Source organism: Desertivirga brevis (genome assembly GCF_017355835.1).
Window position 1 is genome coordinate 1,363,823 of the sequence record NZ_JAFEWF010000001.1, and the last position, 18,118, is coordinate 1,381,940.

The window sequence follows — 18,118 nt, forward strand, 5'->3', positions numbered from 1 at the left end:
TTCCATACTTTCACGCTACACATTAATTATTTGTTCAATTCATGGAGAGATTTACGGGTCTGTTGGGCATTATCTTGATTTTTGCCATTGCTTTTCTTATGTCAAATAACCGCAAGGCTATAAATTACCGCCTGGTAATTACGGGTTTTGCCATTCAAATTCTGCTCGCCGTTTTTATTTTAAAAGTTCCGGTGGGTAAAACGATCTTTGCCTGGCTTGGAGCCGCTGTAACTAAAGTGCTTGATTTTTCGCAGGCTGGTGCGTCTTTTGTTTTCGGGCCTTTGGTAAATCGCGATTACATGGGAAAAGCCTTTGGAGTAGGTAATGAATTTGTATTCTTTTTCAGCATTATCCCCACCATTATCTTTGTAGCGGTTCTGGTAAGCGTAGCTTACTACCTTGGTATTATGCAAAGAGTAGTGAAATTCTTCGCTTTCATTGTCTATAAGCTAATGGGCGTTTCAGGAGCAGAGGCCTTATCGAACGTAGCGAGCGCATTTGTGGGTCAGGTAGAAGCACAAATCATGATAAAACCTTACTTAAGGGGTATGACCATGTCGGAGCTCCTCGCATCTATGGCAGGAAGCATGGCTTGTATTGCAGGAGGCGTGATGGCAGTTTATATTGCCCTCGGTGTTCCTGCCGAATACTTGATCGCCGCCAGTATTATGGCCGCTCCTGCAGCTTTGGTTATTTCTAAAATCGTTTGGCCAGAAACAGAAGTATCAGAAACGAAAGGTAAAGTTTCCCTTGAAATCAAAAAAACGAATGCAAACCTTGTAGATGCGATCTCTCACGGAGCAAGCGATGGGTTAAAGGTGGGTTTAAATGTTATTGCAATGCTTATCGGTTTCATCGCCATTATCGCACTGTTGGATTATATTTTGGGTTGGATCGGCATTGGTCTTGGCCACCTTGGGCTTTCTTTAACTTTTATCGGTATTGACATAAATCATTTGAGTTTAAACCAGATCCTGGGTAGCCTGTTCTCCGTATTTGCATGGGCAATGGGTGTTCCGGGTAAAGATATTCAGACTGCAGGGTCGTTGATGGGGACAAAGATGGTTATCAATGAATTTGTCGCTTATCTTGACCTTGCAAAGGTTAAAGGCTCTATCGATCCCAAAACGTTAATAATTACAAGTTTCGCCCTATGCGGCTTTGCCAACTTTAGTTCAATTGCTATCCAGGTTGGAGGTATAGGTGAATTGGCTCCAGAAAGAAGGGCTGACTTAGCCAAATTAGGAGTTAAAGCACTTATTTGTGGCACCTTAGCATCGTACCTTTCCGCTACCATCGCAGGAATAATGCTATAAAATGAATTTAAAAACAATGTAAAGGTTTTTACGCAGGAAACTTTTCCCGCCTAAAAACCTTTATTATAATATACTAAAGACAATATTAGTAGTGAGGGTAACATTCTTTTTAAATACCCGTAATAAGGGATGTTGTACTCATCGCCGAAAGTAGTGGTTTGGTTAGCGCATGTATGAATAAAGCTTTCGTCGTTTTATTGAAACAGATACCATAATGAAGATTCTTATTGCCGAAGACGACTTACTAATGCTTAAGACTCTGGAATACCGATTAAAAAAAGACGGTCACCAAGTGATCTGCTCTAAAGATGGTATGGAGGCATTAGAAAAAATTGAGGAAAACTCCCCTGATCTCATAATAACCGACATAATGATGCCCTATTCTTCAGGGCTTGAAATTGCTGGTGCCGTAAGACAAAAATCTAACACTCCTATTATTGTACTTTCAGGAATGGGGCAAGAAAATGTTGTACTGGAAGCGTTTAAACTGGGCGTGGATGACTATATCACCAAACCATTTAGTCCTAATGAACTGATTGTAAGAGTGAGAAGATTTATGTTTGCGAATGCAGTGAAATAAATAATCCGCTCCCATGGATCATTCATCAATCACTATATCTATACACTTTCCTGCCGCTAGCTCTTTCCTAAGTTCAGAAACACACAGTTTGATTAAGGCAGTTATTTTTCTGCTGGTACTGATGACGTCGTTGCTGGTTTACATCTTGATCACATTAGTTATCAAAAACAGGCGGGAACGGTTAAGAAAACGTTTATCACGAATAACAGACCTGTTAATACAGCGGATGTTGTTCAATGAAGATCAGGAGTTTGCAGGAAGTCTAACTTCTGGAGCCGGGAAGTTCCTAAAAATAAAAACCTTTCGCTATCTGCTTATTGAAGAGCTTGTAAAAGCCAAGAGAAACTTTTCTGGGGTAGCAGCTAATAATCTTCAATTATTATATCAGGAATGCAACCTGAATAATGATTCGTACCAGAAACTTGTGAGCCGTAAATGGTATTTGAAAGCCTTGGGAATTCAGGAGTTAGCAGAAATGGGGCAAAGCAGTTCATTTGATCTGATCTTTGAACTCACTAATCACAGCAATGAGCAAGTGCGAATGGAAGCTCAAAACGCCGTTGTTAAATTTTCAGGGCTTACTGGCCTAAACTTCCTTGATTTTTTAACTTATCCATTATCAGACTGGCAGCAGATACAATTGATCAACCAACTTGGCGATGTAGAACAGAACGCTTCTGAGTATATCAGAAAATGGATAGGTTCTTCTAACAATTCAGTTGTAATTTTTTCTTTAAAGCTTGCCGCGCGCTTTCATCACTTCGAGCTGCATGACCGGGTAGCATTATGCCTGGTGCACCCTTCTGCCGAAGTAAGATATCATGCGATAAGAACCCTTAAGGAGATCTTTGATGAAAACACAGCTGCAAATTTAGTAAAGCTATATGACGGAGAAGGACTCAGAAACCAGCTTGCTATTCTGGAAGTGCTGCAAGATATAGGAACAGAAAATGAACTCCCTTTTCTGGAAAGAGAATTTATAACAGAACAAAATGAGATAAGACTAGCTGCCGGACGTGCTATCGCGAAGATGGCAGGAATAGAATATCTTGAGACTGGAAAAGTAAGCATGGAGCATCCCTGGAGGGAAATTATACAACAAATAAAAGGAGAAGTTAAGGAATGAGCTGGCAAACATTTATAGTTGATTTTTTCACGTACGGAATATTGCTGTATTCGGTGTCTCTCCTGTCATCTTACGTATTCATCGCCCTTTATTCTGTTGGCATAACGAGGGACCACCTAAGAAAGAACATGTTTACAGATTATCGTGTATTAGCATCTTCTGAGCAGCTTCCCGGTCTTAGTATCCTTGCCCCAGCTTATAACGAAGGGAATACAATTATCGAAAATGTAAGATCGCTACTTTCCATTCATTATAATAACCTGGAGCTAATTGTGATAAATGACGGCAGCAAGGATGATTGCCTGGAAAAGCTTATTCAAGGTTACAACCTGTATAAAACGGATCATTTCGTCAATGAGCAGATTGCCACGAAGAAGGTTCGTGGGGTATACAAGAGCCACAATCCGGTATACAAGAAGTTGATCGTTGTAGATAAGGAAAACGGTGGAAAAGCTGATGCGCTGAATGTCGGAATTAATATTGCCTCTAAAGATTACATTGTTTGCATTGATGTAGATTGTATACTTGAACAAGATGCATTGCTTAAAATGGCTAAGCCTTTTATGGAGCACCCTGGAAAACGGGTAATAGCATCAGGAGGCGTAGTGAGGATCGTTAACGACTGTATAGTTAAAAACGGCAAGATCTTAAAGATCAATCTTCCGGAGAGCTTTATACCCCGGATGCAAACACTGGAATACATTAGGGCATTTTTACTTGGAAGGATGGCTTGGAGCAGGATGAATGGCCTCCTACTTATTTCTGGTGCTTTCGGAGCGTTTGACAAGGACATTGTAATAAAATGCGGCGGGTACAACCATAAAACCGTGGGAGAGGATATGGAGCTGGTAGTTAGAATGCGCCGGTATATGGAAGAACTTGGCGAGCCTTACAAGGTTACCTATATCCCTGATCCGCTCTGCTGGACGGAAGCGCCCAACTCTTTCAAGATCTTGGGGCGCCAAAGGAACAGATGGACTCGCGGCACTATTGAGACCTTGTGGTTCCATCGTAAAATGTTCTTCAATCCTAAATATGGTTTCCTTGGACTTGTATCTTACCCTTACTGGTTCTTTTTCGAGTTCTTAGCGCCTATCATAGAATTTGTGGGTTTTTTAGCCCTCTTCATTTTTGCCATGTTTGGCTTAATCGACTGGGGTGTGTTCTTCTCGTTACTTGCCTTCATTTTAAGCTTCGGACTTTTGTACTCAATGTTCGCCATCTTCATTGAAGTAATCACTTATAATCAGTATAATAGAACCAGGGATATCTTTAAATTGATACTGACTGCTATTGCCGAGCCCTTTATTTTTCACCCCTTTGTAGTATGGGCTGCAATTAAAGGCAATATTGATCTGATACAAAAGAAGAACTCCTGGGGGGAAATGACAAGACAAGGTTTTGCGAAGCCTAAAACAAGTTAATATGGGTTTGAAGAACAATATGCCAAATAAGGGATGGGAAAAATTTTACCAGGGGTGCATAGACTTTGCTGCCATATCGCTTACACTATTGGTGATTATTTTCGTCATCAGAATATTTGAATTCATATACAACGGGATACTGCACCAGTTTCCGCAGCCATTCATTTTATCTCTGTTAGCTGGGCTTGCCAACAGTATAATTGCATGGATTAAATTTCAATTCTTCTTCTGGGTATTGCATACATTAATCTACCAGTTCTCATCTAGGTTGGCCAACTATGTTCTTATCGTAGTTTTTACATTGGTAACATTAATAGAGATCGCTTTAATGAAATATTTTTCAGAAGCATTGATCCCTCTTGGTGCTGATATTCTTGGATACTCAAGCGAGGAGATCTTTCAAACTCTTGGCTCGGCTGGCGCTTTTTCGATACTCTCAATTTCCTTTTTCCTCATTAATGTAATTGTCATTTTAGCGGTTCTTTACCGGTTGTACACTGTTTTACGACCTTCCAAATTAATTTCCTTAATACTTCCTTCACTGTCCTTTATTTTCCTGCTTACTGGCATCTCGTCAACGTTCTATTTTGCGGCTTTTTCCTCCGATTACACGAACAACCTGGTTGTAAATAAATCGGACTTTTTTTATACGGAAATTGGTAAACATTTCATTAATGTGGATGATGAGACGGATATTTACGAAGATGGTTATCTCGGGATGTACAACGATTCGCAAAAAAACGGATTGAAGGATTTTACGTACATAGACCGAAAAAATTTTCCATTTCTCCATACTCAGGACAGCTCAAACGTATTGTCTCCATTTTTCAAAAAAAGCAACAAAAAACCCAATATTGTTATTGTGCTTGTGGAAGGATTGGGTAGGGCTTTTAGTAATGAAGGTGCTTATCTCGGGAGTTTCACTCCGTTCCTTGATTCCTTGTCGAAGAAGAGCGTATACTTTTCTAACTTCCTGAGTACTGGCGGACGTACTTTTGCCGCTTTGCCCTCAATCCTGGGCTCTTTACCTTTTCATAAAAATGGATTTTTAGAACTGGGGACAAAGGCACCGCGACATCTTTCACTCCTGACGATCTTAAAGAGTTCTGGCTACCACACTTCCTTCTACTACGGAGGAGATTCGCGTTTCGATAAAATGGACGTATTTCTTAAGGGGAACCAATTGGATGAGCTTAACGACATTCATAGCTTCCCTTCTGGCTATTCGAAACTGCCTGAGCAAAACGGGTTCAGCTGGGGATATACAGACAAGGACTTGTACAGATGGTTTCTGAACTCACGACCAGCAAATCAGGCCTCGCCACAATTTAGTGTCCTTCTTTCAGTCGCCTCCCATAGCCCTTTCCTTCTTACCGAGCAAAACAAGTACTTTAAGGTATTAGACAGGCACTTCCAGAAGCTGAACCTGAATAGTGATCAAATCAAGGAATACCAGGCTTACAAATATCAATACGCAAGTATACTTTATACCGACGACGCTCTAAAGAGCTTTATTGACCAATATAAAAAACGCCCTGATTTTAACAATACTATCTTTTTGATAACCGGAGATCACCGGATGCCTGAAATTCCGATGAGTTCGAAAATAGACCGGTATCACGTGCCTTTTATTATCTATTCTCCTTTGCTAAGCAGAACAGCAACGATTGAATCAGTGTCAACTCACTTTGATATCGCTCCAAGTTTGCTTAGTTACCTGAAACAGGATTACCAGGTTAAAAGTCCTTCATCAACGACCTGGATAGGGAGAGGACTTGATACCAGCCGGGCATTCAGAAATATCCATTCTGTCCCTTTAATGCAAACCAAGACATCATTTAACGATTTCATTTCCGGAGAATATCATTTGAACCAACAAACAGTATACAAGATGTCCAATAACATGGTAGAAGAAACGGTACAAGATAAAAAGATCCTGACCAGATTAAGCAGCCAGTTTAACGAGTTTAAGAGTAAAAACAATAAGATAGTTACTCAAAAAAGTCTCGTTCCTGATTCTATTTATCGGGTTTACTATCCTAAAAAAAACTAAGACGCGTTTATGATCAGAAAATATTTAATTTTAATTGCCTCCCTTCTGTTTGCTATCGAATATCAGACTCATGCGCAGGAGAAACTTTCATCCGACTCGCTTTTTCAGATGGCAAGGCAGGCTGCTTTTGATCAAAAAGACTATAACGCAGCGATTGCATTATCTAAAAGAGCGCTTAAACAAAGTCCTGATTATACCGACATTCAGGTTTTTTTAGGAAGATTATATACATGGAATGATAAACCGGATAGCGCACGCGCAGTTTTCGAAACTGTATTGCAGCATAAACCAGGGCATGAAGACGCCTCCTTTGCCTATGCTAGTCTTGAGTACTGGAATAATAATTCTAATAAGGCTCTTTCGATTGCAGAAAATGGCTTAAGTACTACACCTAACTCCAGGGACCTCCTGCTCCTTAAAGCAAAGATATTGAATGATCTGGGCAAGCCAACAGAAGCAAGCAGTACGGTAAATTCTTTATTAAAGAAAGATCCTAAAAACACAGAAGCAAGAGCCCTTGCTGAACGCCTTAAAGAAAATAGTTCCAAAAACAGGATTGGAGTTGGATACGACTTCGTACACTTTGATAAACAATTTTCGGATCCCTGGCATCTTGCAAGTATTGATTATGGTCGCCAAACACCTATAGGATCTATAACGGCCCGTCTAAACTACGCCAATCGGTTTTCAGAGAACGGAACACAGGTAGAACTAGAAGCGTACCCTAGTATTTCAAAAACATTCTATGCTTACCTAGGAGCGGCCTACTCAGGGAATGTAGGTGTATTTCCAAAATACCGGGCGGGGTTTTCTCTCTATGCGAACCTTCCTGCTTCTTTTGAAGCTGAAGCGGGAATACGGTTTCTGCATTTTACTGATAATACTACAGTTTATACACTTTCTGCAGGGAAGTACATCAAAAATTACTGGATTAATTTCAGGACTTACCTTACCCCTTCAGAGAGTAATATTTCTCAGTCCTATGCGCTTACCTTTCGCTACTACTATGGAGGGGCTGATGATTTTTTCAGTTTGAGTGCAGGCACGGGTATTTCACCCGATGAAACCAGCAATAATATTTTGCTTAACACTAGTTATAAACTCCGCTCAAACAATATCTCCGGTTCCTACCGGCATTTATTCAATAAAGGGAATGTGCTTACTTTAAATGCAACATGGCAGATACAGGAATATAGGAGAGACACAAAAGGGAACCAAATAACAATGAGCTTAGGTTATCAAAAACGCTTTTAATTATAGTATGAAACGGGCATTATATGTAATTATTCTGATTATAGTGCTTATCCCACTATGGATGTGGCTCGCATGGATTCTCACGCCCAAGAAGAAACTGGTTGCAGCTATTGTTGATAAAACAGTGTTAACCAATAAGGGCCAAGAGCATGCTAGCTTCTCCTGGCTATTAAATAATAACCGTTTTACAAAAACTCAGACCAAGCTGTATAATGCCAAACATGACTATTTCGGATTCTTTCCTAAGCAGGAATATCAATATGAACTGAAGGGCCTGGAGCGATATTCCTTGGAAAATCTTGATCAACTTAGCGATGATACTGATCTTACGTACTTCACAGACACCTATGGTATTTACAAAAATGAATGGTACACAAGTGAACAAAGCACAGAGCGATCGGGGCTTGTTTATGGGGGAATGAGTCAGCGTGACATTGATTATCTTAAATTAATGAAGGACAAACACAAGTTGATCCTAACGGAGTTCAACACAATAGGTTCTCCAACCCCTGATCAGATACGCTCTGATTTTGAATCTATGTTTGGAATGCGTTGGTCTGGATGGACTGCCCGGTACTTTCCTGTTTTGGATACCATTAAGGATAAAGAACTTCCACGATGGTTGATCAACAACTACAAACGTGATCATCAAGGAAACTGGCCTTTTAGAAAGGCTGGAGTTGCATTCGTTAGTTCGGAAGATAAAGTAGTAATTTTGGAAGAAGGTATTCATCTTTCTGACCCCATGACGTATATTAGATCAATGGCGGCCGGAAAAGAAATGTTAGGCTTACCAGACCTTATTAATTATCCTTTCTGGTTCGATATTATTATTCCCGATCCTAAAATAAATACAACTGCCGCAAATTTTGAGATCAATATGACCTCTAAAGGACGCCAGGAATTGAAGCAGCATGGTATTCCTTCAAACATTCCAGCAGTTATATACCATAAGGGTGCCGACTATCAATTCTACTACTTCTCAGGAGATTTCTGCGATAATCCGATTTCAATGACAAGTTCTTACTTCAAGGGAGTAAACTTTTTCAGCGGGCTGTTTTATAATTCCGACAATAAAGAGGACAGATCAGGGTTTTTCTGGCGCTTTTATTATCCCATGATGGATAGGATTTTGGGGGAGTATTACTCTTCATTGAGAAATAAAAACTAGATTTTTAAACAGCTGAATTAAAAGCATCTGTATATTTATAAAATTATTATTGGCTAAACTATGACGATTAAATATCCGCTGCCTGCAAACGAATTCGAACGAATTATCAACCTATCTGAGTTTGACTTGGATTATACGAATCTACAGGACTCGTTTGAAAACTTAGCCAGATTAGCAGCTAAAATTGCAGGCTCAGAAATTTCATTGGTAAATCTTATTGACACCTATACTCAATGGACTATTTCTAGTCATGGCATTACTATCGATCAGATGGCTCGTGAAGAATCGGTTTGCCAATACACCATTGTGGAAACAGATAAGTTTGAAGTATCAGACCTGACTGCCGACGAACGCTTTAAGGATAAATTCTACGTGGCTGGAGATCCGCATCTAAAATATTATTACGGCATACCTTTGAGAACCAAAGCCGGAATTAATATTGGTGCCCTGTGTGTAATGGACAAAGAAACGAAGGAGCTTTCTCCAGAAAAAACGGAGATGTTGAATATTATTGCTGACGAAGTAGTGAACAGACTAAAAGCGTTTAAAGCTATAAGTCAGATTCAAAATACTTTGAAAGAGGCTAATGAAACTAAAAAAAGGATTGTACACGATGTAAGAGGTCCTTTAGCGGGAATAATTGGATTGACAGAAATAATTGCAGAGCAGGGCGACAGTAATAAAATTGAAGAAGTGCTGGAGTTTATTACGCTTATTAATAAAAGTAGTACATCAATCTTGGAGCTTGCGAACGAAATTCTTACCACTGAGAAAAAACTAGAAAGAGCTCCGACACTTAAATCTGATGAGTACAATCAGCTGGTATTGAAAGAGAAGCTTTTGCAATTATATACCCCTCAAGCAATGAACAAGAACATTAAGTTCGAAGTTCACACCGCTGCAGATACAGAAGTTATTCCTTTTTCGAAAAACAAACTGCTTCAAATTGTAGGAAACTTAATCTCAAATGCCATCAAATTTACACCAGAACGAGGTAGTGTTATTGTTGATCTAAAGCTTAAAATCGGAACTCATTCTAATGATCTTATCATACAAGTTAGAGACTCTGGAATCGGCTTAAGTCAGGAGGCGATTGATTCAGTTTTGAAAGGCCAGGGAAATACTACAAAGGGTACAGAGGGAGAAAAAGGATTTGGGTTTGGATTAACGCTTGTAAAACATTTAGTAGAAACCCTTGATGGAATTCTTAATATAAGCTCCGAACCTGGAAAAGAAACAATTTTTGAGATACGATTACCGCAGCCTCAGAAATAACAAAATACATTGATTTCAACTTCTCCTGCGGGGAAGTTGAAATATTTCCAGAAAATACACTGAACCTAAATTAATGAGATCGAAAGATCGTTCCATAATCCTTCTTCTGTCTGATCTTATCCATTGAATTAATCCTTTTGACCAGGACAGTAGCAATATATCTCTTCCCCCCAACCTACTTATTCTGAGCTTCAACTGATGGACTTAAATCAAAAGCTGAAGCAAAATACAGCAATGAAGTGATAAGTTTAAAAAATTTTAACATTGATTTTAAAGCGATTAGCTTAAAACAGGGCTTAAATAAGCCAGAAAAGCATTTTTCAATTTGGAGGTGATTGCCTTTTTTGTACTTTTGCCCCCGGAGAGTTGGCAGAGTGGTCGATTGCGGCAGTCTTGAAAACTGTTGACTGTAACAGGTCCGGGGGTTCGAATCCCTCACTCTCCGCGAAGAAAGGCATCCTTATGGGATGCCTTTCGTGCGTTAGGAGGGATTCGAACCAGAAGGGCTGGCCTGGGGTTCGAACTATCTCTCGAACGGGTATAGCCAGGGATTGCGCGAGTGAGAAATCCCTCACTCTCCGCCAAATCAAATGCTGCCCGAAGGGTGGCATTTTTTATTTACGGGGCGCCGAGTTTACTCGGGCGAGCAGATAAACAAAACCCCCGCACTAAGGAACCTCGAGAAATGGAATGAAAGTAATTTGCGGGTTCTTTCTGGCCTATAAAAAACAATTAAACATCAGAAAAAATGACAAGGAGCGGAGCGACCAGCAATTGATTTGAAGCCACCCCCTAAAGGGATCAACAAAGTTAATCCTCACTCTCCGCTAAGAAGAACCATGTCTATTTTATTCCACATCCCTTAAAGAAACATATATTTCTCCATCCCCGTAAAAATACCTACTTCATACCAGTTAACTACTCTTTTATTTATTCTCGGAAACAGAAAATACCACTAAGGGTTAAGGCTTTAGAATGAGCTACCTTATGAACAAGAAACCTATTCTCTGTCTGATTACCCACCCAATCGCCCTGATTAGTGAGGAAAACTCTTTTGTTATCAATAGCTTAAATAGAAATTCAAAGTTCCGAAATCAGGTATATCAGCGTCAAAAGAACGTATTTACCCTCTTCTACGGCACTTTATATTTCATGACCTTCGACACGCCAAATGAAAAACAAGAAACATGTGATGGGTAAGAAGGAAACTAAATCTCTTCGGCCAGCATCGGAGAGCTTGATTAACAAGACATACAAGTTAAAATCGCTCGGTGAACCCAATTGCTATGTGAACAAGAGAATCAGAAGAATTATGGAAGCAAGAGAAACCTTTTTCGTTTTAACGTACAAACATCTACCCAATGTCGACTTCCTGTGCGACCTTAAAGGAAATATTCGAGTAAAGATCTCGAGGATTAAAGAAAAAATAGTACCGGTAAAAACCGTAGCTATGATCTATGCAGTAAGCGATGATTGCCTATTCCTATTTGAAGACCTGGGATGCCGTATATCTTGCTGGTCGGATTTTGAACCAGCTTTAACCTGGTACCAAAGGTTCTGCAGGCAAAGTAAACTTGAAGTGTATCTACCTGAATAAACAAAAAACATCATCAATACCATGAAAAACATTATTATATCTTTTGCAAACGAAACGGAGAGAGACTGCATAAGAGCCTTATTAGAAACAAACAACAACCTGGGCATGATCAAGGAAGTCTCTACACTAGAGCAGATACTTGCATTAGCGGAAACAGGAACATCGGGTATTGTTGTCATCGACAGCGACCTTGGCCAGGAAGACGAATTTTTGAAGTTAAGGAAGCTAAATTACCGGCACCCTGAACTTCAAATAATAGCAGTAACGTCTAACGATCAACAAAGTACGGTAAAGAAAGTATTTGAAACAGGCGTAAAGGCCTATCTTTTAAAGGGATGCAGCGCTGAAGAACTTAATTTGGCAATAAATGAAGTATTGAAAGGACGAATGTATATCTGTTCTGCTCTCGGCTTTAAATTTCTGAGGCAGAATTCAATAATAAATTCAACGAGCGAAGCTACTGTAAACTTAACAAGTCGTGAATTGGAAGTACTGTCTTTAATTGCGGAGGGATACACTAATTATGAAATTGCCGACAAATTATTTACGAGCCGCAGAACTGTGGAAGGGCACCGACTTAGCCTTAGCCGTAAATTGGGGGTAAAGAACTCTGCACAAATGATCAAGGTGGCATATAAAAGCGGACTGATCGAGGCCGCGTAAAGTTAATTAAACCATTAGCGTTGCTATATAAGATTCACCTCTGCCAACAAGAGAAATAAAGCACACTTTTTCAAAGTTTGCAAAACCAAGAGTTCAATTTAAAAATGACGGGGTGTATTGTTGTCTAAATAGACCTTGTAAAAAATCGACTTAATGATAAAAATACCTTTATAACCGTGTAATATACCCCTTTTCGAGGTTTGAAGCGCTAGTGGACAAAGTTTTGTTCTACCACGACTGAACTTAATTAAGCGGGAGGCACACAAAGCCTGCTGCCATGTCTAACTTAAATTAGTAGTATGCTCGAAATTAATAATAGTAATAGCCACGTTGAGGTATGGGGAGGGATAGAATGTACTATTAACAGGGTAAACAATAATTATTTTGATCAGCTTGAATATTCAGGGCATTATGACAGGCTATCAGATTTAGATCTTGTTGCATCACTTGGGATTAAAACCCTACGCTACCCAGTCTTATGGGAAAAACATGAGAGGACCAAGGGTGCAAAGATTAACTGGAACTTTGCGTCCGAGCGTTTAAACCGGTTAAAAGACCACGGAATTACGCCCATAGCAGGCCTTGTTCACCACGGCAGTGGCCCTGAGTTCGTAAATTTCTATGATGGTAGCTTCGAAGAAGGTCTTGCTAAATATGCTAAGAAAGTTGCAGAGCAATTCCCATGGCTTGAATATTTCACGCCCGTTAATGAACCTCTAACCACAGCCAGGTTTTGCGGGTTATACGGATTTTGGTATCCTCATGGGAAAACAGATTTCGACTTTTTCAAAGTGCTCCTGAGTGAATGCAAAGCCACAGTTATGGCTATGCAAGCCATCAGGGATGTTATCCCAAATGCCAAGCTCATCCAGACAGAAGACCTTGGGAGGTGCCACAGCACACCATTGCTGCAATACCAAGCCGACCTGGAAAATGAAAGAAGGTGGTTGTCTTATGAGCTGCTTTGCGGCAGACTAACTCCGGATAAAGTAATGTGGCAGTATATGCTTAAGGCAGGCATACAGGAAGATGAATTGACCTATTTTCTGGAAAACAACTGCCCACCTCATATTTGCGGATTTAATTACTACCTAACCTCCGAACGTTATCTGGATGAGGATCTTAAAAAGTATCCAGAGCATTTTTACGGAGGAAATGGAACTCATACTTACGCAGATGTTCATACAGTTCTGGTTGATCTGGAAGAGGAAACCGGGGCTAATGTATTGCTGAAGGAAGCATGGGAAAGACTAGGGCTACCCTTAGCCATAACAGAATGCCATCTACATAGTCCCCGGGAAGACCAAATGCGCTGGTTTAATGAAATGTGGAAGACGCTTAATCAACTTAAAACCGAGGGTGTCGATATAAGGGCTATAACTGCCTGGGCTATCTTCGGCCTTACTGGCTGGAACTCACTTTGCACCAAACCCGGAGGGCTTTATGAGCCCGGAGTATTTAGCCTGCGATCTGGTACTCCTCGCCCTACAGCACTAGCATCTTATATTCAAGAACTTTGTACGAACAATAAATCGGAGCACCCGGTGTTGGAGGGTCTTGGCTGGTGGAAAAGAGACGACAGAATAACATATAACAAAAAGCATATCGCTCAATTATCATCAAAAAATCCTGTTAAAACCTGCAGACCAGTATTGATTATTGGTAAGAATGGGACCTTGGGGAAAGCCTTCGGTCGTACTTGTGAAGACAGGCACATCCATTACAAATCCTTAAGCAGAACAGAATTAGACATTACTAGAAGAGTCGAGGTAGAGCGAGTTATAAGAGAGCTAAATCCATGGGCTATTATTAATACAGCTGGATATGTAAAAGTTGATGAAGCTGAGGACGAAAGGACTTCTTGTTACAATGCCAACTTCAAAGGTGCAGTGATCCTTGCCGAGACTTGTGCCACTTTGGGTATAAAGCTTTTAACTTTTTCTTCGGATATGGTATTTGATGGAAAGAAAGCTGCTCCCTATAGCGAAAGTGACGCAGTCAGTCCATTAAATATCTATGGTAAAAGTAAGGCAAAAGCAGAAGCCAGGATTCTGGCAATAAATCCGGAAGCGCTTATTATTAGAACGAGCAGTTTCTTCGGGCCTTGGGATGATTACAATTTCGCAGCTACAACCTTGAGGGATCTGAAAGACCAAAAGAAAGTACAGGCAGCTAAAGACGTATTCATCTCCCCTACTTATGTGCCTGATCTGGTTGACGAAAGTCTAAATATTCTGCTCGATAACACTAACGGCATATTACATGTGGCTAATAGCGGGTCGATATCCTGGTATGAGTTCGCGAGAAAACTAGCTGTTTTAGCTGGTTATGATGATTCATATATCGAAGCATTACCAATACTGAGAATGCAAAAGAAGGCAAAGCGGCCAACTAACAGCATTCTGAAAAGTGAAAAAGGAGTTGAACTTCCAACCTTGGAAAATGCTTTGGGAAGGTATTTTGAAGCTATTGAAAATAATAACTACTCTGCAACCAGAAAAGCTGGTTAAAAGATCTTAGCATTGTTTTCTGTTGAATAAAGCCAGTCTGGATATCCGCGTTCCAGGCTGGCTTTTTATTAAGCAATCATGGTCAAATTTCCCTTTTTTTAGCTTCTAAATATTCATCTGTAAAGTGCTGTCTTTCCCGGGGATTGGAGAACTTATTGGCATTGTAGCCTGTCGATTGTCCTTTAGGGATTGAAAGTGAACTCCATTGTTCTGCACACATTTTCCCGATAAAAACGATTTGACCAACATGATATGAATAATGAGCAAGTTGGCGGTTAATTGCTTCCAATACGGTATGTCCCTGATTTCTAATGTAAATTATTTGTGTAAGATCTTCATCAGTAAGGGAGCATAAAGCGTCAAGAAACACCCTCCATCCCTCATTCCACTTCGCCATCATCTCATCTTTATCTAAGATATCGAGGACAAATTCGGCATCCCGGTCGCGCCATTCTTTCTCCCCGTCGCTTGTAAGGAAATCGGTCCAGCGACTTAACATATTTCCCCATAAGTGCTTTACAATGGTGGCAATGCTGTTACTTTCTTCATTGTACTGCCAAAAGAGCTTCTCTTCGGGTATTTGAGAAATAGTCTTCTCCCCCAACATTTTATAATATTCAAACTGTTTTATAACACTTTCAAGATATCCGCTATTCATTTTATTTCATTATTTAGGTTCAATCATTTTTTGTTACCTCAGTGATAAATTTAAAGAACCTTTTTTAAATAAACACGAACCGGTTACAGTTGAACATCCTAAAGCTCAATTCGTAAGAGGAAAGGGATATTTTTCGTGATCAATACTATTAAGAGATAAACTACTTTGGAATAGCAGATACTGGTATCAGTGCGGAAATCCCTAATATACCAATAAGGAAAGAGAGTCCTTAGCGATACCAATATAAATCCAAATATTCCAGGAATTTGTCGGGACCAGTATTTTTATTTGCTGCTGAACGAGATGTAAAATGGAACAAAAAAGCCCTGTAGCTATGAGAGCAGCAGGGCAACCTAAACCTTATCACAATTTGATACAAATATAAGGATATATCCTATCAAAAGTAGAGCGTATTGTCAGAGTAATGCTATTTCGCATTACTATTGAAAGCTATCTGGATGGATTAAAAAGAGAGAGTTCTTTTCATGAAACGGAAGGACCTACTCTATAAAACGTGCAGTTTTCCCAATCAGTTATCCTCTTGGGCAACACCTGGCCGTCTTCAAACTTTATGTAAATAATATTCCCGCTATAGTCAAGGGATGAAACAACAAATAGGCTTTCTCCATAATACAGGAGATCTCCCTCTCGAACTGTATGTATATCTAAAATAGGCTTCACAGCAGAAAATAAAGCTGAAAGTACGAAGCAGATGTGGCTTTAGATTAACTAAAGGTTGAATTTGAAATGAATTTAAATTAGTTTTTGGTAAAACAAAAGAATCTAGAGGAGAGCTAGGTTGATGGGTATCAAAACCTTTTTTCACTTTAACGACTGTACAAGAGCACTTTAAAGACCCCAAAACCAAGTATAAATACGCGGATCAAGAGAACATTTTCCATCCTTTTGAAATGTTGCAGCTGTTACATTTCGAGCATCGTGAGAATTTAATACAGTACGTTTCAATGATACCGGCTCTCAAATCTTTATTTTTGCTTCGGCAAAGCTGAAGCTTTAAATGGAAAAAAAAGTTGTTTTAAAACCCATCATGTTTGTTGGTACTTCTTCCGACGTAGGCAAAAGTGTGATCACGGCGGGCTTCTGCAGGATCTTTAAACAGGATGGCTTTTCTCCTGCCCCTTTCAAGGCACAAAATATGTCCCTTAACAGTTTTGCTACTCCCGAAGGTTTTGAGATTGGACGGGCACAGGCGGTACAGGCCGAAGCTGCAGGCATCCCTTGTCATACGGACATGAATCCTGTTCTGCTCAAACCAACTTCTGATTCAAGTTCTCAGGTAGTGCTTCAAGGAAAACCGGTTGGAAATATGTCGGCCCGGGACTACTTTAAGGCAGAAGGACGTGAAAAGCTTTTTCAGGAGGTATGTGTTTCTTTCAACCGTCTTGCATCTAAATACTCGCCTATTGTCTTGGAAGGTGCAGGGAGTATCTCAGAATTAAATTTAAAACATAGGGATATTACAAACCTTAGAATGGCCAGGGAGGCTAATGCTGCAACGTTCCTGGTTACGGACATAGAACGGGGTGGCGTATTTGCGAGCTTGTATGGGACTATGGCCTTACTTGAGCCTGAGGAAAGAGCGTTGATAAAAGGAATTATCATCAATAAATTCAGGGGTGATAGCTCGCTTTTTGATGAAGGCAGGGCTATGATTGAAAAGCTTTGTGGTGTGCCTGTTGTCGGCGTACTTCCCTATTTTAAGGATATTGTGATAGAGGAGGAAGACTCAGTATCTCTGAAGCAGAAGCTAAATATGGCCTCTGCCGACAAGGTAAACGTCGCAATTATTCTTTTAAACCGCCTTTCTAATTTTACAGATTTCAGTCGCCTTGAAAATGATCCAAGAGTTCGTGTCTACTACACGAAAGAGCCTGAAGAAATAGCCAAAGCTGATATTGTTATCCTGCCGGGAAGTAAAAACACTATTGAGGATACTATAGCGATTAAAAATAACGGAGTAGCACAGGCTGTGACACTGGCATTTAAGAACGGGAAAACAGTAGTTGGAATATGTGGAGGCTACCAGATGCTTGGAGAATTAATAGATGACCCTTACCAGGTGGAAAGCAGCATTGGCTCAACATCCGGACTTGGGATCCTCCCTGTGAAAACTATCCTACGGGAGGAAAAAATAACTAAGCAATCCTCTTTCAGGTTTCGCAATCTCGACACTGAGTGTTTAGGGTATGAGATCCATATGGGAGAAACAAGTGCCGAAATTGAAAGTCCTGTAAACTTTTATAGAGATGGCCGGCATGACGGGTATTTTCTTAACGAGCGCTGCTGGGGGACCTACATGCACGGTATCCTTGACAATGGGGATATCATCAATCACTTGTTAAAACCTTATACCAATTTAGAAAATATAATTGACTACAAAGAATTTAAAGATCAGCAATATAACCGTCTAGCGGATTTGATCCGACAGCATGTAGATTTGGATTATATTTATCAAACTATGGAGAGTTAA

14 protein-coding genes and 1 tRNA gene are annotated in these 18,118 nt (G+C 40.1%); 14 read left to right on the top strand and 1 reads right to left on the bottom strand.

The genetic code is table 11. The annotated features are described in order from the left end of the window. Positions 1-41: 41 nt before the first annotated feature. The 13 genes from J4N25_RS05970 to J4N25_RS06030 all read left to right on the top strand — a co-directional run bounded on the left by J4N25_RS05970 (position 42) and on the right by J4N25_RS06030 (position 14,969). Positions 42-1,316 (top strand): NupC/NupG family nucleoside CNT transporter, encoded by a 1,275-nt coding sequence (locus tag J4N25_RS05970; protein WP_207421228.1) that lies wholly within the window; start codon positions 42-44, stop codon positions 1,314-1,316. 214 nt (positions 1,317-1,530) lie between these two features. Continuing rightward, positions 1,531-1,896 carry a response regulator transcription factor gene (locus tag J4N25_RS05975; RefSeq protein ID WP_207421229.1) on the top strand — a complete coding sequence of 122 codons (366 nt, stop codon included), beginning with the start codon at positions 1,531-1,533 and terminating at the stop codon, positions 1,894-1,896. 13 nt (positions 1,897-1,909) lie between these two features. After that, positions 1,910-3,022 (top strand): HEAT repeat domain-containing protein, encoded by a 1,113-nt coding sequence (locus J4N25_RS05980; protein ID WP_207421230.1) that lies wholly within the window; start codon positions 1,910-1,912, stop codon positions 3,020-3,022. Next, on the top strand, positions 3,019-4,446 hold the full coding sequence (locus J4N25_RS05985; protein WP_207421231.1) for a glycosyltransferase family 2 protein: 1,428 nt from the start codon (positions 3,019-3,021) through the stop codon (positions 4,444-4,446). Before J4N25_RS05980 ends, J4N25_RS05985 begins: the two co-directional genes overlap by 4 nt. A gap of 1 nt (position 4,447) precedes the next feature. Next, a complete protein-coding gene (locus J4N25_RS05990) occupies positions 4,448-6,499 on the top strand; it encodes an LTA synthase family protein (RefSeq protein WP_207421232.1) in 2,052 nt (683 codons plus the stop codon). Between the two features lie 9 nt (positions 6,500-6,508). Beyond that, the gene (locus J4N25_RS05995) at positions 6,509-7,753 is read left to right on the top strand and encodes a YaiO family outer membrane beta-barrel protein (RefSeq protein WP_207421233.1); all 1,245 of its coding nucleotides are present in this window, start codon (positions 6,509-6,511) and stop codon (positions 7,751-7,753) included. A 7-nt stretch (positions 7,754-7,760) separates the two neighbouring features. Beyond that, positions 7,761-8,924: a hypothetical protein gene (locus J4N25_RS06000; RefSeq protein ID WP_207421234.1), complete on the top strand. Its 1,164-nt coding sequence runs from the start codon at positions 7,761-7,763 to the stop codon at positions 8,922-8,924. Between the two features lie 60 nt (positions 8,925-8,984). After that, the gene (locus tag J4N25_RS06005; RefSeq protein WP_207421235.1) at positions 8,985-10,199 is read left to right on the top strand and encodes a GAF domain-containing sensor histidine kinase; all 1,215 of its coding nucleotides are present in this window, start codon (positions 8,985-8,987) and stop codon (positions 10,197-10,199) included. A 360-nt stretch (positions 10,200-10,559) separates the two neighbouring features. Then, positions 10,560-10,644: transfer RNA gene (locus J4N25_RS06010), tRNA-Ser, on the top strand. 542 nt (positions 10,645-11,186) lie between these two features. Next, complete coding sequence (locus tag J4N25_RS06015; protein ID WP_207421236.1) at positions 11,187-11,399, top strand: hypothetical protein; 213 nt, start codon at positions 11,187-11,189, stop codon at positions 11,397-11,399. Beyond that, complete coding sequence (locus tag J4N25_RS06020; protein ID WP_207421237.1) at positions 11,371-11,796, top strand: hypothetical protein; 426 nt, start codon at positions 11,371-11,373, stop codon at positions 11,794-11,796. The genes J4N25_RS06015 and J4N25_RS06020 overlap by 29 nt, the downstream gene beginning before the upstream one ends. 21 nt (positions 11,797-11,817) lie before the next feature. Next, a complete protein-coding gene (locus tag J4N25_RS06025; protein WP_207421238.1) occupies positions 11,818-12,459 on the top strand; it encodes a LuxR C-terminal-related transcriptional regulator in 642 nt (213 codons plus the stop codon). A 299-nt stretch (positions 12,460-12,758) separates the two neighbouring features. Then, positions 12,759-14,969, top strand: coding sequence for a family 1 glycosylhydrolase (locus J4N25_RS06030; protein ID WP_207421239.1), 2,211 nt, complete (start codon positions 12,759-12,761; stop codon positions 14,967-14,969). An 82-nt stretch (positions 14,970-15,051) separates the two neighbouring features. On the opposite strand, the gene J4N25_RS06035 is transcribed toward J4N25_RS06030, so the two are convergent. Next, positions 15,052-15,627, bottom strand: coding sequence for a DUF1572 domain-containing protein (locus J4N25_RS06035; protein ID WP_207421240.1), 576 nt, complete (start codon positions 15,625-15,627; stop codon positions 15,052-15,054). A 1,018-nt stretch (positions 15,628-16,645) separates the two neighbouring features. Here J4N25_RS06035 and J4N25_RS06040 point away from each other — a divergent pair. Then, positions 16,646-18,118, top strand: a complete 1,473-nt coding sequence (locus J4N25_RS06040) for a cobyric acid synthase (RefSeq protein ID WP_207421241.1) — start codon at positions 16,646-16,648, stop codon at positions 18,116-18,118.

Coding starts and splice junctions, on each gene's coding strand:
- J4N25_RS05970 (WP_207421228.1), top strand. CDS start 42: ATGGAGAGATTTACGGGTCTGTTGGGCATTATCTTGATTTTTGCCATT.
- J4N25_RS05975 (WP_207421229.1), top strand. CDS start 1,531: ATGAAGATTCTTATTGCCGAAGACGACTTACTAATGCTTAAGACTCTG.
- J4N25_RS05980 (WP_207421230.1), top strand. CDS start 1,910: ATGGATCATTCATCAATCACTATATCTATACACTTTCCTGCCGCTAGC.
- J4N25_RS05985 (WP_207421231.1), top strand. CDS start 3,019: ATGAGCTGGCAAACATTTATAGTTGATTTTTTCACGTACGGAATATTG.
- J4N25_RS05990 (WP_207421232.1), top strand. CDS start 4,448: ATGGGTTTGAAGAACAATATGCCAAATAAGGGATGGGAAAAATTTTAC.
- J4N25_RS05995 (WP_207421233.1), top strand. CDS start 6,509: ATGATCAGAAAATATTTAATTTTAATTGCCTCCCTTCTGTTTGCTATC.
- J4N25_RS06000 (WP_207421234.1), top strand. CDS start 7,761: ATGAAACGGGCATTATATGTAATTATTCTGATTATAGTGCTTATCCCA.
- J4N25_RS06005 (WP_207421235.1), top strand. CDS start 8,985: ATGACGATTAAATATCCGCTGCCTGCAAACGAATTCGAACGAATTATC.
- J4N25_RS06015 (WP_207421236.1), top strand. CDS start 11,187: ATGAACAAGAAACCTATTCTCTGTCTGATTACCCACCCAATCGCCCTG.
- J4N25_RS06020 (WP_207421237.1), top strand. CDS start 11,371: ATGAAAAACAAGAAACATGTGATGGGTAAGAAGGAAACTAAATCTCTT.
- J4N25_RS06025 (WP_207421238.1), top strand. CDS start 11,818: ATGAAAAACATTATTATATCTTTTGCAAACGAAACGGAGAGAGACTGC.
- J4N25_RS06030 (WP_207421239.1), top strand. CDS start 12,759: ATGCTCGAAATTAATAATAGTAATAGCCACGTTGAGGTATGGGGAGGG.
- J4N25_RS06035 (WP_207421240.1), bottom strand. CDS start 15,627: ATGAATAGCGGATATCTTGAAAGTGTTATAAAACAGTTTGAATATTAT.
- J4N25_RS06040 (WP_207421241.1), top strand. CDS start 16,646: ATGGAAAAAAAAGTTGTTTTAAAACCCATCATGTTTGTTGGTACTTCT.